The 18,602-nt window shown below is 40.6% G+C and carries 8 protein-coding genes; 5 read left to right on the plus strand and 3 right to left on the minus strand.

Going from position 1 to position 18,602, the window contains the following annotated elements; genetic code table 11:
* Nucleotides 1-37 precede the first annotated feature (37 nt).
* Nucleotides 38-646, minus strand: a complete 609-nt coding sequence (locus tag OVA16_RS08470) for a hypothetical protein (protein ID WP_267764869.1) — start codon at nucleotides 644-646, stop codon at nucleotides 38-40.
* A 123-nt stretch (nucleotides 647-769) separates the two neighbouring features.
* Nucleotides 770-1,657 carry a pirin family protein gene (locus OVA16_RS08475; RefSeq protein WP_267764871.1) on the minus strand — a complete coding sequence of 296 codons (888 nt, stop codon included), beginning with the start codon at nucleotides 1,655-1,657 and terminating at the stop codon, nucleotides 770-772.
* 335 nt (nucleotides 1,658-1,992) lie between these two features.
* Between OVA16_RS08475 and OVA16_RS08480 the strand changes: the two genes are divergently transcribed.
* Nucleotides 1,993-3,504 (plus strand): SulP family inorganic anion transporter, encoded by a 1,512-nt coding sequence (locus OVA16_RS08480; RefSeq protein ID WP_267764873.1) that lies wholly within the window; start codon nucleotides 1,993-1,995, stop codon nucleotides 3,502-3,504.
* A 194-nt stretch (nucleotides 3,505-3,698) separates the two neighbouring features.
* Here the strand turns inward: OVA16_RS08480 and fabV are convergent, their stop codons facing one another.
* A complete protein-coding gene (gene fabV / locus OVA16_RS08485) occupies nucleotides 3,699-4,901 on the minus strand; it encodes an enoyl-ACP reductase FabV (protein ID WP_267764874.1) in 1,203 nt (400 codons plus the stop codon).
* A 214-nt stretch (nucleotides 4,902-5,115) separates the two neighbouring features.
* Here fabV and OVA16_RS08490 point away from each other — a divergent pair, with 214 nt between their 5' ends.
* From OVA16_RS08490 to OVA16_RS08500, 4 genes are all read left to right on the plus strand, one after another.
* Nucleotides 5,116-6,963, plus strand: coding sequence for an ATP-binding protein (locus OVA16_RS08490; RefSeq protein WP_267764875.1), 1,848 nt, complete (start codon nucleotides 5,116-5,118; stop codon nucleotides 6,961-6,963).
* 80 nt (nucleotides 6,964-7,043) lie between these two features.
* Entirely contained in the window at nucleotides 7,044-7,502 is a 459-nt protein-coding gene (locus OVA16_RS08495) for a response regulator (protein ID WP_267764877.1), read from the plus strand.
* 53 nt (nucleotides 7,503-7,555) lie between these two features.
* The gene (locus tag OVA16_RS20245; RefSeq protein ID WP_420712340.1) at nucleotides 7,556-7,684 is read left to right on the plus strand and encodes a LuxR C-terminal-related transcriptional regulator; all 129 of its coding nucleotides are present in this window, start codon (nucleotides 7,556-7,558) and stop codon (nucleotides 7,682-7,684) included.
* A 190-nt stretch (nucleotides 7,685-7,874) separates the two neighbouring features.
* Nucleotides 7,875-18,584, plus strand: a complete 10,710-nt coding sequence (locus OVA16_RS08500) for a putative Ig domain-containing protein (protein WP_267764879.1) — start codon at nucleotides 7,875-7,877, stop codon at nucleotides 18,582-18,584.
* The last annotated feature ends 18 nt before the right edge of the window (nucleotides 18,585-18,602 follow it).

An 18,602-nucleotide genomic window follows, 5' to 3' on the forward strand; every position in this document is an offset into this window, starting at 1 on the left:
ACATCCTTAACTTGCTACTGCTGTAGTTTAGGCTTTATTAGTTGCTTGTAAGTTTATTCAAAGTAATATCAAATCGAAGTCCAGTTGTATCTTTTCTGTTTTTGTATAAGATTAATTGCCCAACATAAATTCCTTTTGGAGATTGGTATGTTTTGATTATTGCAAATTCGCTATACTTGCTTTTCATTTTCATAGGTGCTATATTTTGAAAAAACAAAGTATCTCCTTTCCTATAATATGTGCCAGTAATTTCGTCTATTCCAAAACAAACGTCTCTGTTTGTAAACTTGTTGTTTTCTTTAAATTTAAGCGTAGAATTACAGCTTCCAGCGCCTTCGTAATCTGCAACTAGTAGATTTTTTCCTCGCAAATCATCAAAGTTGATAAGGCCACGAGGTTTAAAGAAAGTTAGCGTTAAAACTAGTGCTAATGTAATTGAGGTAATTAAACGTTGTTTATCTGCTAGCTTTTCTTTAGCCAATAAAAATAACTGCCGAACAAATAAAATAAAGAGTAGCACATAGCATATAAAAAGTACTATGAATAAAGGAAATGCAAAAATACCTAGTTTTCCTTCCCAGCTTCCTATCGAATTAACGATTAGGAAAAAAATAGTTGTGAAAATAATGAGTTTTTTATTTTTCAATAGGGAGCTTAGTAGTGTGGTTTGTTGTAATCTCTCTCCTTTTTAGGGATGGGGAGAGGGGTTTGCAATTTGCACCTCTCCCTAGCCCTCTCCTTGAAAAGGAGAGCGAACAGTTGCTGCAAATTATTTCACATTCTTGCTTTGCGGCGGCAATGGCACAAAATCCGTTTCTCCTGGAACTTTTCCAAACTCTTGTTTTAACCACCTTTGTTTGGCATCCTCAATTAATTCTCTGCTGGTAGCCACAAAATTCCAATAAATAAAACGCTCTTCTGCAAAAGGTTCGCCACCAAATATATATACTGTGGTATTAGCTGCTATAGTAAACTCGCAAAGCTTGGCATCTTTAGCTACCAAGAAATTTTTCGGGCCAAAAGTATTGCCTTCGCTGCTTACGCTACCTTCCAAAATGTATAAGCCACTTTCGCCAAACAAATCATCGCCAATTTTTAGCGTTTTTTCTTCGGTACTTTTAATTTCTATAAAATACAGCGGACTGTAAACCGGTATCGGCGATTTTCTGCCAAAAGCTTCGCCAGCAATTAATTTAAAATCAACACCATCTTCTTGCCAAGTTGGAATATCTGCACCATCGGCATGGTAAAACTCGGGTTCCATCTGTTCCAAATGCTTTGGTAGGGCTACCCAAATTTGTAAACCGTGCATATTTCTTACCGAGCCTCTCAAATAATCTGGTGTGCGTTCAGAGTGTGCAATACCTTTGCCGGCAGTCATCCAATTTACTTGACCAGGCTTAATTTCTACTTCGGTGCCCAAGCCATCGCGGTGCATAATGGCTCCCTCAAACAAAAAGGTAAGTGTAGATAAGCCAATGTGCGGATGTGGCGCAATATCAAAACTTTCATTTTCGCTAAGCGTTACTGGTCCCATGTGGTCTATAAAACAAAATGGCCCTACCAATCTTTTTTCCCTAAAAGGAAGTAACCTGCCGACTAAAAAATTACCAATATCGCTTGGTCTTTCTTCTATAATGAGTTGAATATTTGACATGATATAAAGATAGGGAATTGTTGTTCTTTTAGCCACAGATGCACAGCTTTTGTTTGCATATACATTAATAGTACACTATCCCAGACTTAGTCTGGGATCTTAATACAATATTTAGGTGTTTATAGAGCATTACGATTAGCTTCGCTGAGCACTTCGTGGTTCCCGCCTACGCGGGGGAGTGACGACCAAGCATAGAAAGGATACAGAGCTCAAAGCGAACCAGCAAATGAAAACCTATGTGTCTATGTGGTTTTCTTAAAAAAAAACTATCTGTGCATCTGTGGTAAACTAAACCATAGATAAGTGTACTTTTGCAAAAAACAAAACCGACAGCGATGCCCCATTTCAACTTTTCTCAAAAAATAAGCTATAAAAACGAAATACTAGCTGGCTTAACCGTGGCGATGACGATGATACCCGAGTCGTTGTCCTTTGCTATTTTGGCTGGTTTTCCTCCGTTAATGGGTTTGTATGCTGCTTTTATTATGGGTTTGGTTACTGCTGTTTTAGGCGGTAGGCCAGGTTTGGTATCGGGTGGTGCAGGAGCAACCGTGATTACCTTAATTGCGCTAATGAAACTGCATGGTTTGGAGTATGTTTTTGCTGCGGTGGTAGTGGCAGGTATTATTCAAATTGCAGTTGGTTGGTTTAAGTTGGGGAAATTCATCCGGCTGGTGCCGCAATCTGTAATGTATGGTTTTGTTAATGGCTTGGCAATCGTGATTTTTATGTCACAGTTAACCCAGTTTAAAGTGCAAGGAACAGAAGAATGGTTAAGTGGTACACCTTTATATACCATGGTGGGCTTAACGGCACTTACGATATTGGTGGTTTGGTTGTGGCCTAAAATTACCAAGGCAGTGCCAGCATCGTTAGTGGCTATTATGGTGGTTTTTGCACTTGTACTTGTATTTGGCATACACACCAAAACGGTAAGTGATATTGCTTCTGTAGCTGGCGGCTTTCCTCCGTTTCATATTCCAGAAGTGCCTTTTACTTTTGAAACCTTGAAAATTGTTTTTCCCTTTGGGTTAATTATGGCGATGGTAGGTTTAACCGAAGGTTTGCTGACCTTAAATTTGGTAGATGAAATTGTGGGCAACAAAGGCGATGGTAACAAAGAAAGTGTGGCGCAAGGTACGGCCAATATTTTAAATGGTTTCTTTTTTGGCATGGGCGGTTGCCCCATGATTGCACAAACTTTGGTTAATCTTTCTGCCGGAGCGAGAGCCAGGTTGTCTGCAATTATTGGTGCTTTAACTATTTTGCTGATTATTTTGGTTGGTGCACCCGTGATTGGAAAATTGCCTATGGCTGCGCTAACTGGTGTGATGATGATGGTGGCAGTGACCACCTTCGAATGGAGCAGTTTCCGTATCATCAATAAAATGCCTAAGGCTGATATTTTTATTGGGGTAGTGGTGGCTGCGGTTACTGTTTTTCTACATAATTTAGCGCTAGCGGTACTTATTGGCGTAATTCTATCTGCTTTGGTATTTGCTTGGGAAAGCGCCCGACGAATTAGAGCAAGAAAATACATCGATGAGGATGGTGTGAAGCATTACGAAATCTACGGTCCGCTGTTTTTCGGTTCTACCACTGCATTTCTAGAAAAGTTCGATTTACAGGAAGACCCAGCAGAAATTGTGATTGATTTTAAAGAAAGTAGAATTGCAGATATGAGTGCTATTGACGCAGTGCATAAAATTACCGACCGTTATCGTAAGCTGGATAAATCTGTTACGTTAAAACATTTAAGTGCGGATAGTAGGAAATTGTTGAGAAATGCCGCAGGGGCGATTGAAGTGAACATAGATGATCCTATTTACGCAGTGGCGGATAGGTAATGTTATGATTGGTGGATGCGATAATTAGCTAATGATTGCTCACTGTATAAAAAAACCGTCATTTCGATGAGGAAGAATGACGAAGAGAAATCTAATAAGATATTAACTAATCGCTAGATTTCTCCTCGTGCCTCGTTCGAAATGACGGCCAAATCAGCTAATTAGCATATTCACTAATTAGCTAATTCAAAATACTATGCTTCTGCCTTCTGCAAACCAGGTATCTCTACCATTTCATTTGCATCGGCAGCGTAATCAACACCAGCCACATCAAACCCAAAAAGGTTTAAGAAATCTTTTTTATAACCCGCTAAATCGCCTGTTTGAGGTAAAGTGTCGGTATCGGCAGTTTTCCAAAGTTCGGCAACTGCAGCTTGTACATCATCCTGCATTTCCCAATCGTCAATTCTGATACGACCTTTTTCGTCAACAGGAACATCGCCGCCAGTATACAAACGTTGAGCAAACAAACGCTCAATTTGTTCGATGCAACCTTCGTGTAAACCTTTTTCTTTCATGGTTTTGTACAAGAAAGAAATATACAAAGGAATAACTGGAATAGCCGAACTTGCTTGTGTAACCAACGCTTTGTTTACAGAAACATAAGCCTTTCCGTTCAAATCAGCTAATTTATCGCTAATGGTAAAAGCCGTAGCCTCTAAATGATCTTTCGCTCTGCCAATAGTTCCTTTTCGGTAAACTGCTTCGGTAACTGCAGGGCCAATGTACGAGTAAGCAACTGTAATAGCACCTTCGGCCAATACACCAGCAGCTTTCATGTCATCTATCCACATTTCCCAATCTTCGCCGCCCATTACCGCAACTGTATTTTCAATTTCTTCTTCGTTTGCAGGTTCAATAGTTACTGTAGAAACAATGCCCGTGTGGAAATCAACTGTTTTATCAGAGAAAGTACCACCAATTGGTTTTAGCGTAGAACGATGGGTAATACCAGTTTTTGGGTTAGTTCTCACTGGAGAAGCCAAGCTGTAGATAATCAAATCTACCTGGCCCAAATCAGCTTTAATTAAATCGATAGTTTGTTGTTTTACCTCGTTAGAAAAGGCATCGCCATTGATGCTTTTTGCGTATAAACCATCTGTTTGTGCTTGTTTTTCAAAAGCGGCAGTATTGTACCAACCTGGCGAAGCGGTTTTACCTTCTTTAGGTTCTTTTTCGAAATAAACACCAATTGTAGCAGCACCAGAGCCGTAAGCTGCAGTAATACGTGAAGCCAAACCAAAGCCTGTAGAAGCACCAATTACCAAAACTCTTTTTGGGCCGTTGTTAGCCCCCTTAGATTTTACATATTCAATTTGGTTTTTTACGTTTTGTGCAGCCCCATCTGGATGAGCTGTTAAACAAATAAAACCACGCATTCTAGGTTCAATAATCATAATATTGTTTTGTTATAAATAGGGCTAGCCCATAATCCAAGTTCAAAGCTATTCTTAATTTTTGGGGAATGCAAATTGGACTGGTTTTAAAAAGGTTAAGATCATTTGGGTTTGTGTTTATGGATTTTGAAAATCAGGGTTTTAAGGTTTTATTAAGATTGTTTTACAACTTTTTTGAGTAATGTTCTTATCTTAGAGTACCAAACAAACATCTGTGAAGTATCTATATCTGTTGGTTTTAGTTTTTCTCGGCTTAACCTTTCCTGTTTTTGCCCAATGGGATAATAGCTATCAAAAAGGGAAAGTTTTTGATTCGTTGTATGTTTCTTACATTTCAGATGTCAAAAATCGCCCAGCTATAGAAGCTCTGCTAAATAAACAATACCAAGAAGCCAAAGATGAAGAAGTACTAGGTTTTATTAAAGTAGTTAAATTTTGCGTAACGGTAGGTAGTGGCGCCACTTCAAATGAAATGGATAAGTTTGTGGAGCATGTGCTGAAAAACTATAAGCAGTTTCCGAATTTACAAGCTAGAGCGCTACATACCGTAGGTTATCATTATTTTATTGGAGAGTTAAATTACGAGAAGGCTTTTAATTCTTATGGTAGGTTAGAGAAATTACTTGAGGTTTATAATGAAAAAGAGATTACCGATTATGCCAACTATTGTGCAAACATTATTACCGCCTATTATAAATTTGAAGATTTTGGAAAGGCCATTAAAATGGGCAAAAGATGTCTAAAAATAGCCGAAAACAAATGGTATCTGTATAACACTATAGGTTTGTGCTATAAGGGCTTAGCTAATGTAGATTCTTCTTTTGTTTACTTTGGTAAAGCTTTAGAAGAAGCCAAGAAGAAGAAAATGGCAGATGTTTATAGAACAATTGCACTAGGTAACATTGGCTATAATTATTACTTGTTAAAAGATTACAGCAAGGCTAAGCCGCTCATAGAAACAGACCTCAATGGTGGATTGAAATTAAAAGATCCTGGTTTGATATCTGGTGCGGCTACGCCATTGGCAGATATTTTTTTAGCAGAAGGGAATGTGGTTAAGGCTAAAGCAATGCTTAAGCTGGCCAGAAATGGTATTGCCGAAAGTAAACAACTCGAAAGGTTAGAAAAGCTTTTTCCTGTACAAAGTAAATATTACGAGTTGCTCGGGGATACAGAACAAGCCTTGGCTTATCGAGATTCGAGTATCAAAGCAATTAAGCGAAACGATTCTGTTTTTAACGGGCTTTTGGTAATGCGGGTGCAGCAAAAAAACCATTTGGAAAAAATAGCGGAAGAAAAAAGCAAGCTTGAAAGCTACCGTAAAGTTTCTCAAATTAGACTTTGGACTATTGTCGTGTTTTTCTTTTTGGTAGTGTTGATTTTCTTCATCATTAGGGCTTACAGGTTACAAAGAGGTAAGGATAAGAAAAAAATTGAAGAGCTCAATCGTATCATCGAACTTAGAGAGCGGCTTAGTGCAGATATGCACGACGATGTGGGTAGCACTTTAAGTAGTATATCTCTTTATACACATTCGCTCATTATGCAATCTCCCGAAGATCAACAGAAATCTACATTGGAAAAGATCAAAAAAAATGCGCAAGATGTACAAGAAAGCATTAGTGATATTATATGGAGTGTAAATCCGAATATGGATACGATGGAACAGACCATTGCAAGGATGAGGGCTTTTGGAGCAGATTTGGCAGAATGTGCCGGAATTTGTTTTGATTTTGAGGTTAAGGGATCTATGATAGTGCAGCCTTTAACAATGGTAGTTAGGAAAAATTTATACCTTATTTATAAAGAAGCTGTAAATAATGCTGTAAAATATAGTGGAGGAACTAAGTTGGTGGCAGTTTTAGATATAAATGAGGCAGGTTTCAGCTTGAAAATTGCAGACAATGGAAGTGGATTTGATAATTCTGTAGTAAATGTTGGGAATGGATTGCTAAACATGAAACGAAGGGCAGAAGAAATAGGAGGGAAATTGCAAATAGCTACAGCATTAGGTAAAGGAACCCATTTACTTTTAACCTTTAGTGGTTTTAGGAGTAGCTAATTATAGTAACTGTTTAATCTTGGCATGGTTATAGTTCAGTATTGTATAATAAAGTTTTAACTAGCTGAAATTGTAAAAGGGTGGATAATCAAATAAAAAAGCGGGTCGTTATTTTTGATGATGACCAAACGAGAAGGGATAGCTTAACCATGCTGCTTAACATGTGTAACGATATGGAGTGTGTAGGTGCCTTTGTGAGTGCGGCAAATGCTGTTGCTAATGTACAAGCCACACAGCCAGATATGGTGCTCATGGATATTGATATGCCACTTGGAGATGGCATTACTGGCACTAAAAAAATAAAGCAAAATTTTCCAGACCTGATTGTAATTATGCAAACTGTTTTTGATGATAGCCAGCATATTTTTGAAGCGATTAAGGCTGGTGCCAACGGTTATTTACTGAAAAAGACATCTCCTGATAAACTTTTAGAGCAAATTAGAGAAGCTTTTCAGGGTGGTGCACCTATGACGGGAGCGGTGGCTATTAAAGTGCTAGATTTTTTAGGGAAGAACCAATTCCTACTTCTTACGATTTAACTGAAAAGGAAAAAAATATCCTAAAACTGTTGGTAGAAGGCCATAGCTATAAAATGATAGCTGCTAAAAGTGGGATATCTTATTTTACGGTATGCAACCACATCAAAAAAATCTATGATAAGTTACATGTAAACAGCGCAACCGAAGCTGTTGGTATGGCCATAAAACAAAGGTTGGTATAAAAAAAAGTATCAATTTAGCTATTAATTTATTGGTCAATTCTCTTGGTTTGTCAAGTTTTCTGTAGCTAGTTTTAGCTATTGATGTCAAATTTTGTTTGTGTTTTATTTGTCGTTAGACAAGTTGTGTCTGCTTTGTGTGTTTTTGCAAAGGTAGATTTCGCTTTTTTAACAAAATATTTCACTAATTGACATGTTAAAACGCTACAAAATTGGCTTATCGCCTTTAAGTCTCTCTATCTCTAAAAGTAAATTGAATTTTACTGGATTTTTATTCCTTGTGATTTTGGTTTTTTGTGGTGCAACTCCTTTTGGGGTTATGGCGCAGCAAAAACCAAATATTAGCTATGCCCAAAGTAGTTTTACTTTTACTAAAGGTATTACCGTAAGTGGTTTTTCTGGGCCGAGTAACAGTGGTGGCACAGTGCCCGCCAAAATTAGGGGCGGCGTAGAGGAGTCCGTTGGCTTGGGCGAATACAACGCCAGCAAAATCAGCAAAACTGGAGATGGTAACTTAATCTCTCTTTTATTAGGTACCGACAAGATACAAGAGGTAAACCTAACTTCAAAAACCATAACTAGAACACGCGACAAGAGAGATAAGCCTTGGGCGGTAGTGAAAGATAGCAAAGGAAATGTATACTGGACTGAAACAGGCTCATATAAAGTTATTGCCAATCCTGATGCGCAAGATGCAATTAGCTATGCCAGTCAGGGTTTGGCTATTGGGGGCGAGATTGCACCTGGTAAATTGGGTTCGGCGCTTTCTTTCTATAACAACGTAAGTGACCTTTATTCGGCTTTTACTGGTGGGGGAGATTTGTTACGTGATGTAAGTGGCGTAGAAGAACCTCCTAAATATATCCTAGAATTTTCTGGAAGAATTTACAAACTGGCTCCCGGTGCTGCCGAACCTACTGTTTTTTTAGATAAAGTTCAAGTGCCAACAGGTTTGGCTATAGATCAAAACGATAATCTTTTTGTATCATGCTTTACTGCTAATTTTACAGTTAAGGGAGGCATATCTTTCTCGGGCGGGTCTATTGAAAAAGTAGATGATGAGGAGGGCACCTACAACGCAAAGATCATCAAAGTTACGCCTACCGCTCAGGTAAGTGATGTAGGTACATGGACAGGGATTGATTACCCTAACCAGATTGGGATTGATGCCCAAGGCAACTTAACCGTGATGTACAATTATGGTAACAACATGGAAGACATCGGCTTTGCCAGGATAAGAAAATATCCGGTAGGGCAAAGTACCGGGGACACTTATAAAACTGCTACCTTTTTATTTCAGGCTGGCACTAGGTTGGATCAAAATAGACCCGTTTACCAAGATTTAGCGGTAGACGCTGCCGGAAATGTTTACTTGTCTGATTTTTATGCGGATAAGATCTGGATGTTGCCGGTAGGGGGAACTTCTTCAAACGATTTGCAGGTTTTCTCTCAAAATGCGCTTTCGCCAGTTGCACTTTATATAGATGCCACTAACAACCAGCTTTGGGTTAAGGAAGGTAAATTTGTGAGCACTGGAGCCATCAAAAAATTAAGTTTGTATGGTTATAGTGTAAGCCCAAGCTTGCCTACGGGGTTAACCTTAAATACCAATGGTACAATTAGCGGTACGGCTAGTGCAGTAAGTGCAAATAAGCAATATGCCATTGTTGCTAGTAATGCGGCAGGTTATGCCAAAACAAATATCAATATAGAGGTAAAACAGATAGCGGCGCCACAATTGAGTTATGCCACTTCTACTTATAATTTACCCATTGCTCAAGCGGCAAATATTCCTACGCCAAACAATAGTGGCGGCTCGTTTAACCAACAAATTGGCCCTTTAACGGTAGCCGATGTTTATAAAGGCGGAACCAAAATGCAGGGCTTTGCGTTTGATGGCAACGGCAATAAGTTTTTTGTACAGCCAGATTCGAGCCGTATCATAAAGATAGATGCTACTGGAAAAGCCTCTGTTTTCTTGTCTAACCTTAACAAACCATCTGATATTGCAATAGATAGAAACAACGGAACTTTTTATTTCTCGCAAATTAACGGTAACGAAGTAAGTTTAAGTGCCATGTATGCTGGCTTTGATCGTCCAACGGATTTAACCAAAGGCTCTGTAGCTGGTTTAGCTATAGATGCCAGCGGAAATGTGTACACCGCTTTGCAGGGCAATGGAGATATCTATAAGTTTACTCCAGCTACGGCACAATATTTAAAAATAGTTACAGGTTTAAATCAGCCTAAAAGTATTGCCATATCTGGCGATAACCTTTATATCTTAAACATTTATGGGTTATTGCAAAAAACATCATTAAGTAATCCGGGTACGCCTACCACAGTGGCTACGGTTACCAATGGCTACGAGGTAGATGCAGATGATTATGGTAATGTATATGTAGCGGCAGCTACTTATGTGTACAAGATTGCACCTGGCAGTACCACGCCCGAAGCTCAACACTTAAATGGTTGGTATTTTTCTGGCTTAGGTGTAGATAGGGATAACAACCTTTATGTAGCGCCAGTACAATCGGGTAGTGCCGAGTTTAAGGCGGTAAAAATTACTTCGGGTGGTTTTACCATTTCTCCGGCATTGCCAGCAGGTTTAACCTTTAATGCCAATGGTACAATTACGGGTACGCCAACAGGTATTGCCGCTTCCAAAGCGTATACGGTTAGTGCATCAAACCCTTTGGGCAGTTCTAGTGCTACGGTAAATATTGCCGTTGTAAACGTGGCTACTACTGGTCTTCAATATACTTTTCCAACGGTGCTTAACAAAGGCGTACCAATGGCTGCGGTAACCCCAACGGTTACAGGTGGTAAGCCAGATAGCTTTAGTATTTCTCCAGCGTTGCCTGCCGGACTTTCTATGAACACCACAACAGGTGTAATTTCTGGTACGCCAAGTACTAATGAAAACAGTGCAACCTATACTATAACCGCAAATAATACTGCGGGCAATAAAACGGCAACCATTACCTTTTCGGTAAGAGAACTGCCTCCTTCATCATTACAATATGCCTTTGCTAGTACCACACTTAATAGAGATATAGCTGTATCGGTAACACCTACGGTTATCGCAGGTGCAGGTGTAAGTTACTCGGTAAGCCCTGCTTTGCCTACGGGTTTAACCCTAAATACTTCTACCGGAGCAATATCGGGAACACCTACGGTAATTACGGCGGCAAAAACATATACCATTACCGCCACCAACAACGGTGGCAGCACTCAGCTTAACCTCAATTTATCGGTTAAGTTAGATCCACCATCAAACTTAGTGTATACATTTGACGGCAACCTACTAAGAGATGTTGTTTTTACAGCTGTAACACCAACCTACAATGGTAGTGGGGTAACTGGTTTTACTGTAAATCCGGCACTTCCGGCAGGTTTAACTTTGAACCCAACAACAGGTGTAATTTCTGGAACGCCTACTGCCATTACTACCTCAACTAATTATACAGTAACAGCCACCAATGATGCCGGCACTACAAATAGAACATTTGCTATATCCGTAAGAGTAGATCCTCCGGTTAACTTAAAGTATGATTTTGCGCATACCAACATCTTACGTAACACTACCATTCCATCGGTTACGCCTACTTATAGTGGTAGTAGGGTAGCTACTTTTACCATTAATCCGGCTTTGCCAACAGGATTAAGTATTAATGCGAGCACAGGTGTGATATCGGGTACGCCAACTGTTTTAAGTTCTTCTACCAACTATACCGTAACTGCCACTAATGATGGAGGAAAGTTTACTACAGTATCTTTCTCATTGTCGGTTACAGAATTGGCACCTACTAATTTGCAGTATGCTTTTATAAGTTCGCAACTACTTAGAGGGCTTGAATTAGCGCAGGTTAGACCTAACTACAGCGGTGGTACAGCAACCCTGTTTACGGTAAGTCCAAGTTTGCCAAGCGGTTTAACTTTAAATAGCAGCACAGGTGTGATATCGGGTACACCAAATGCCATTACGGCAAATGCCAGTTATACAGTTACTGCAAGTAATACGGCGGGTAGCACTACCTTTAGTTTTCCATTATTGGTAAAGGTAGATCCACCAACAAATTTACGCTACGATTTTAGGGATACCGATTTACAAAAGGATGTGTTGTTGCCAAATTATCCTCCAAAATACTCGGGCAGTCCTGCTATTTCGTTTAGCGTTAGTCCAAGCTTGCCTGCGGGTCTGTCTTTCAGTACCACCACAGGTTTAATAACGGGTACACCAACAGCTTTAAGCAGTGTAACTACGTATACCGTTACAGCTAATAATGACGGTGGTTCTACCTCTGTCTCTTTCCCGTTATCGGTTTCGCGTATTCCAATTCCAGAAATAACGTATGCTAACGATACTTATAAATTTACAAAAGGTACGCCAATCACTACTATCGCAGCACCTAATAATACTGGCGTAGTTTTTCCTCAACAGCGTATTGGCGAGGCTGTTTATACAGGCTTGGTTAGTCCAACAGGAGTGGCTACAGATCCTTTTGGTAATACCTATATCGCCGATTTTGAAGGTGGTAATATCAAGATCAAACGATTAGACAAAGGAGCTTCGCAAATGGTAGATTTTGTGACTTCTGGCGTAGGTACTACAGCAGCGTATGATTTAGCTGCCGATGTTTCTGGAAATATTTACGTTTCGGTAGGTACGGTAATTAAAAAAATTACACCTTCTAAAGTAGTTAGCGATTTTGCTACTGGATTAAACAATATTACAGGCCTGTTTATTGATGCCAATAATGATCTTTACGCCGCAGAATATAGTTTAGGCCAAGTTATCAAATACACAGATTGTGACGTAGCAACAAAAGCCATTAAACTTACTGGTCTTAATGTTGGCGCCACATTGGTTACTCCTGCCGAAAACCCAAGAGATATTGTGGTTGACAGACAAAAGAATATTTATGTGCTACAAGCTAGTTTATTATCTGATAACCGTGTAGCCTTTATGTTCTTGTACAAATATTTTGCATCAGATGATTATGTGAAAGTAACCAGACACCGAGTAATTACTTCGGTAGATTATAGCAGTTACATGATTATTGATGGTAGAGATAATTTGTATATAGGTACAGATGCAAATAGCATTATTGTGCTGAATAACTACATAGATGGTGGTAAAAGACTGGTTTCTCAATTAACTACGGGTAAAACTAGGGGCTTGTCTTTAGATGCAGATCAAAACGCATTTTATGCACTTAGCGCAACTAATAGCGCACTTGGCAAGGCTTCTCAATTTGGCTATAATACCACAGGTCTGCCAGCTGGGTTGAGCTTAAATGCCAATGGTACCGTAACCGGAACACCAACTAACGTTCAGTCGCAGGGTAACTTCTTAATTACTGCCTCTTCATTTTATGGTGTAAGTACCGATACCTTGAAAATTGCCGTAGTAGACACTATTCCAAGTTTCAATTATGCACAGCCAAATCAGGTGTTAACTGCGGGTGTAAGCAATTTGAATATGGTTCCAACAAGAACCGGAGGCCCAGTTACTTCTTACTCTGTATCGCCTACGCAATTGCCTTTAGGAATTACCTTTACACCAGCCACGGGTGCCTTTACAGGAACGCCAACAAAATTACAAGATGCGATTAGCACCTATGTAGTTTCGGCAACTAATACTGGAGGTACAGGCAAAGACACGGTTACCTTTAAGGTGGTAGATAGAGAACCAACTAACCTAGTTTATCCATCGTCTTATGTGGCCATCATTAACCAACAATTTAAAGGTTCGGCTGGCACTACTTCTGGTGGAGCTGTAACCAAGTGGAGTATTTCGCCGGCATTGCCTGATGGTTTATTTATTGATACCCTTAGCGGCATTATACAAGGATATCCAATAGTTACCCGTGCAGCAGCTAATTATACCGTAAAGGCCGAAAATAGTGGCGGCTTTACAACGGCAATTGTAAATGTGGAGGTTAGGGATTTGCCACCTAACATCTCGTATGCTATTCAAAATAATTTTAAATTTAAAAAGGGAGATGCCATTACCCCAATTGCACCGCCAGATAATGCCGGAGGGCCGATTGTATCTTACAGCATTTCTGGATTGCCTACCGGTTTAACCTTAAATGCCAACGGCTCTATCACAGGAACGCCAACACAGTTGAAACAGAGTACCGAATATCGTGTAATTGCAGATGGAGGGCAGTGGGGAAGAGATACGACGACTTTAAATATCGAAGTGGTTTCTTTGCCGCCTAATTCTATAGCTTACAATACCCCTGTAACTATCATCAAAGGTAGTGCTATACCTAACATTGCACCAACGTACACTTCTACAGGTGGCGATCCGGTTGAGCGTTTTACCATTACGCCAGATTTGCCATCAGGTTTAAGTATCAACCCTACAACAGGGGTAATTAGCGGACAGCCTACACAAATCTTGAACACCAATGGTCAGCTGTATTACATTACCGCCGAAAACGGCGCAGGTAGTAAAAATGCTACTTTGGTATTTATATTGAAAGATTTGGCTCCTGCCATTAGCTACAATAACAATAACGTATTTACCAAAGGAACTGCAGCTACCTTAAATGTAAACTCTACAGGCGGTGCGGTTACTAAATATAAGATTTCGCCAGCTTTACCTCAAGGTTTATCGCTTGATACCGTAAGTGGGGTAATATCGGGTAATCCAAGTGCCTTAAATGTAAGAACACAATATACCATCACGGCAAGTAACTATGGTAATCCCGATGCAACTTCATCATTCTATATTACTATAATAGACAGGCAGCCGGCTATTAGCTATACTACACCGCAAAACCTTACCAGAACAGTAGCCATTTCTCCTATCTCGGTAACTTCTACTGGTGGCCAAGTGGTACAGTATACGGTAAGCCCTGCTTTACCTGCCGGATTAAGTTTAAATGCAACTACAGGCGAGATTAGCGGCACACCAACCGCCAGTGCTGCGGCTAGAAATTATACCATTACAGCAACCAATACAGGAGGAAATGCTACTGCTGTAGTTAACCTATCTGTAACTAATGCCAAGCCAATTATTACTTACAATAGTGCCAATGTTTTAATTAAAAACGAACCTGTTGCCAATTTCGAGCCAAGTTCTACTGGCGGTAACCAAGCTACATTTACCATTAGTCCAGCATTGCCTGCCGGATTAAGCCTAAATGCGCAAACTGGAACAATTACTGGTGCACCAACAGATACTACTGCCTTAAAAACCTACACCGTAACAGCCATAAATGATGGTGGGCAAGATGAGGCAACGTTTTCAATTAAAGTAAATGATAAGCCACCAGGCAACATTACTTATGCAGAATTAACGGATGATTTTTATGTGGGTTATGCCATAACTCCGTTAACGCCACAGGTAGCAGCGGGAGGCGGTACTATTGCTCGCTACGCTATTTCGCCAACTAATTTAGCGCCCGGATTAAGTTTCAATACCACTACTGGTGTGCTTAGTGGTACACCAACATCAGATTACGTGAGAACTACTTATACCATTTCGGCACACAATTCTGGTGGTACCAGTCAAACCACTATTACCTTTGCCGTAATTAAACTTTCGGCTACGGTAAGTAAAACCGATGTAAAATGTAATGGTAGCCAAACCGGCACCGCAACTGCAACAGTGGTTGGTGGTAAAGCACCTTACAGATATGCTTGGTCGCCAAGGGGCGGAAGCGCAGCAACAGCAGAAGGCCTAAGTGCTGGAACCTACACCGTAACCATAACCGATGCAAATAATACAGTAATCACTAGAACGGTACTTATAGAAGAACCAAGTGCTTTGGTAATTACCAATTTAACTAAGGTAGATAATCAAGCTTTTGGTGCTAGTAACGGCAGTGCAACTGCAACGGTAAGTGGTGGTGTTGCACCTTATACCTACGCTTGGGCCGGCAACGCAAGTACGAGTGCAACGGCTACCAATTTGGCCGAAGGCACTTATACCTTAACTGTTACCGATGCCAACAATTGTAGTGTAGTTAGAGAGGTGTTTATTGATGCGCCGCCAGCGGTACCAACCAATTTAACCGCACAAGCGGGCAATACCCGAAATACTTTAACTTGGGCTGCCAATACAGAAACAGATTTGGCCAGCTATAAAGTGTACGGAGGCACTACCGCTAATCCAACAGCGCTGCTACAAGTGCTTACAGCGCCAATAGCAACTTACACGCATCAAAATTTAACCAACGGAACCACCTATTACTATCGCATTACCGCAGTAGATAAAGCAGGTTTCGAAAGTGCTTACAGCATTTCGGCAACGGCAACGCCACAAGGAGAGCAAAACATCACATTTGCACCTTTGGTAGCCAAAACTTACGGCGATGCCGATTTTAGTGCTGGCGCTACTGCTAGCTCGGGACTAACGATAAGCTACAGTTCGGATAATTTGGACGTTGCTACTATTGTTGCGGGCAAAGTTCGTATTGTTGGCGCAGGTACGGCTAATATTACCGCTTCGCAAAGTGGCAATACAGCTTGGTTGGCAGCAGCTAGTCAGGTACAGCAGTTAACCGTGAACAAACGAAACCTAACCCTAACGGCTACTGCAAAAGATAAAGTGTACGATGGGGAAAGAACAGCAGAGGTTACGCTTGCAGATAACAGGTTGGCAGGCGATGAACTTACAATCACTTATGCTGCATCGTTATTCAACAATAAAAATGTGGGTGTAGGTAAAAATGTAACTGTATCAGGTATTAACATTACCGGAACACATGCCGATAGATATGCGTACAGCACTACGGTAGTTACCACGGCAGATGTTACGCCTAAAACTTTAACGGTAACTGCTACCGCTAATAATAAGGTTTACGATGGAAATGCCAATGCCGAAGTTACGCTTACGGATAACCGTTTAAATGGCGATGTTTTTGAAACAGCATTTACCACGGCATCTTTCAATAACAAGAATGTAGGTACAGCAAAAGCCGTAACTGTAAAAGGTGTCAGTATTGCAGGTACCGATGCGGGTAATTATACTACTGGTACTACAGTTGCTACAACGGCCAATATCACGCCTAAAGCCCTAAGCATAAGTGCCAGCGGTATCAACAAGGTTTACGATGCCACAACTAATGCCGCAGTAACATTAAGCGATAACCGTGTTGCAGGAGATGTATTGACAACACAATATACCACCGCTGCTTTCGATAATAAGAACGTAGGCACAGCCAAAACGGTAACTGTTAACGGGCTCAGTGTTTCAGGCGTTGATGCAGCAAACTATGCGATTAATACCAACGCTACCACAACAGCCAATGTTACTGCAAGAGCCCTAACGGTAACGGCTGCGGGGATCAACAAAACTTACGATGGTAGTTTTACCGCAACGGTTAATTTAACAGATAACCGCGTAACTGGCGATGAACTTACTGCCGCTTATAGTTTTGCCATATTTGATGACAAGAATGTGGGAGTGAACAAAAGTGTTGCGGTATTCGGTATCAGCATCAGCGGTACCGATGCCCCTAATTATTCGGTAAATGCAACGGCCAATACGGTAGCAACTATTGCCCGTAAAACCTTAACCATTACTGCCGAGAATAAAACGAAGATACAAGGTTTGCCAATGCCTGCCTTTACGGTAACTTACGATGGTTTTGTAAATGGAGAGAACAATAGCCTCCTAAATACTCAAGTATCGTTAACCACTGCAGCTACTAATATTTCTCCAGAGGGAACTTATCCAATTGTGGCAGCAAGTGCTTTGGCGCAAAACTATGAGATTGTACACGTAAATGGAGTGCTAACGGTACTACCAGGTACACCAACAGATATCGCCTTATCACAAGCTTTGTTCTTAGAGAACAGTGCTACGGGTACTTCGGTAGGTACATTGGGCAGTACAGCTCCAGATCCAAACGCCATATTTACCTATACTTTGGTGGCAGGTATTGGCGCTGCCGATAATAGCAAATTTGCGATTGATGGAAACGTGATTAAAAGTGCTGCGGTATTGGATTACGAGACCCAAAATAGCTTCAATATCAGAATCAGAACTACTACGCAGTACGGTTCTAGTTTCGAAAAGGAATTAACCATCAACTTAACAGATGTAAACGAGATACCTACGTTAGCTGATATTGCAAACCAAACCATCTGCTACACTACATCGCAACAAACAGTAAACTTAACTGGTATTTCTACAGGTCCAGAAACTAGCCAAACTGCCAGGGTAACGGTTACCAGCGATAATAGTGCGCTGTTCAGTTCGCTAACCGCAGGTAATGTTAACGGTACTTCGGCACAGTTAAATTATCGTGTGGCCTCAGGTAAGAGCGGTGTGGCCAACGTAACGGTAACCATTACCGATAATGGTGGTACGGCTAACGGCGGTGTAAATACCATCAGTAAGGTGTTTGTGGTTACGGTTAATCCACTTCCGCAAGTTACCATTACTTCAGATTTGGGCACTTCGTTCTCTAAAGGTCAAACCGCTACTTTGGTAGCTACAGGAGGGGTAAGTTACCAATGGTCGGGTCCGCTTGGTATGATTGGCGATAGAAACACCAACACGCTGAAAGTGCGCCCGGAGCAGGCAAGCAGTACCTATACGGTTACGGTAACTAGCGAGTATGGATGTGTTTCTACAGAAAGTATTACACTATCGGTACAGGAAGATATCCAACAAATTGCGGGTACAAACATCATTACGCCTAACGGCGATGGGGTAAATGATAACCTAATTATTAAAAATGTAGACCTCTATCAAGATAACCAATTGGATGTTTACGATAGGGCAGGAAGAAAAATCTACAGCAAAGCTAGGTATCAAAACGAATGGGATGGAAGGCTGAATGGACTTCCGCTAGCAGAAGGTACCTACTACTACATCATCGAATTTAAAAATGTAGGCAAATACAAAGGTTTCATCACTATTATTAAAGATTAATTGATTGTAAGCCAAAAA

The sequence above is a fragment of the Pedobacter sp. SL55 genome, from assembly GCF_026625705.1.
Lineage (GTDB): Bacteria > Bacteroidota > Bacteroidia > Sphingobacteriales > Sphingobacteriaceae > Pedobacter.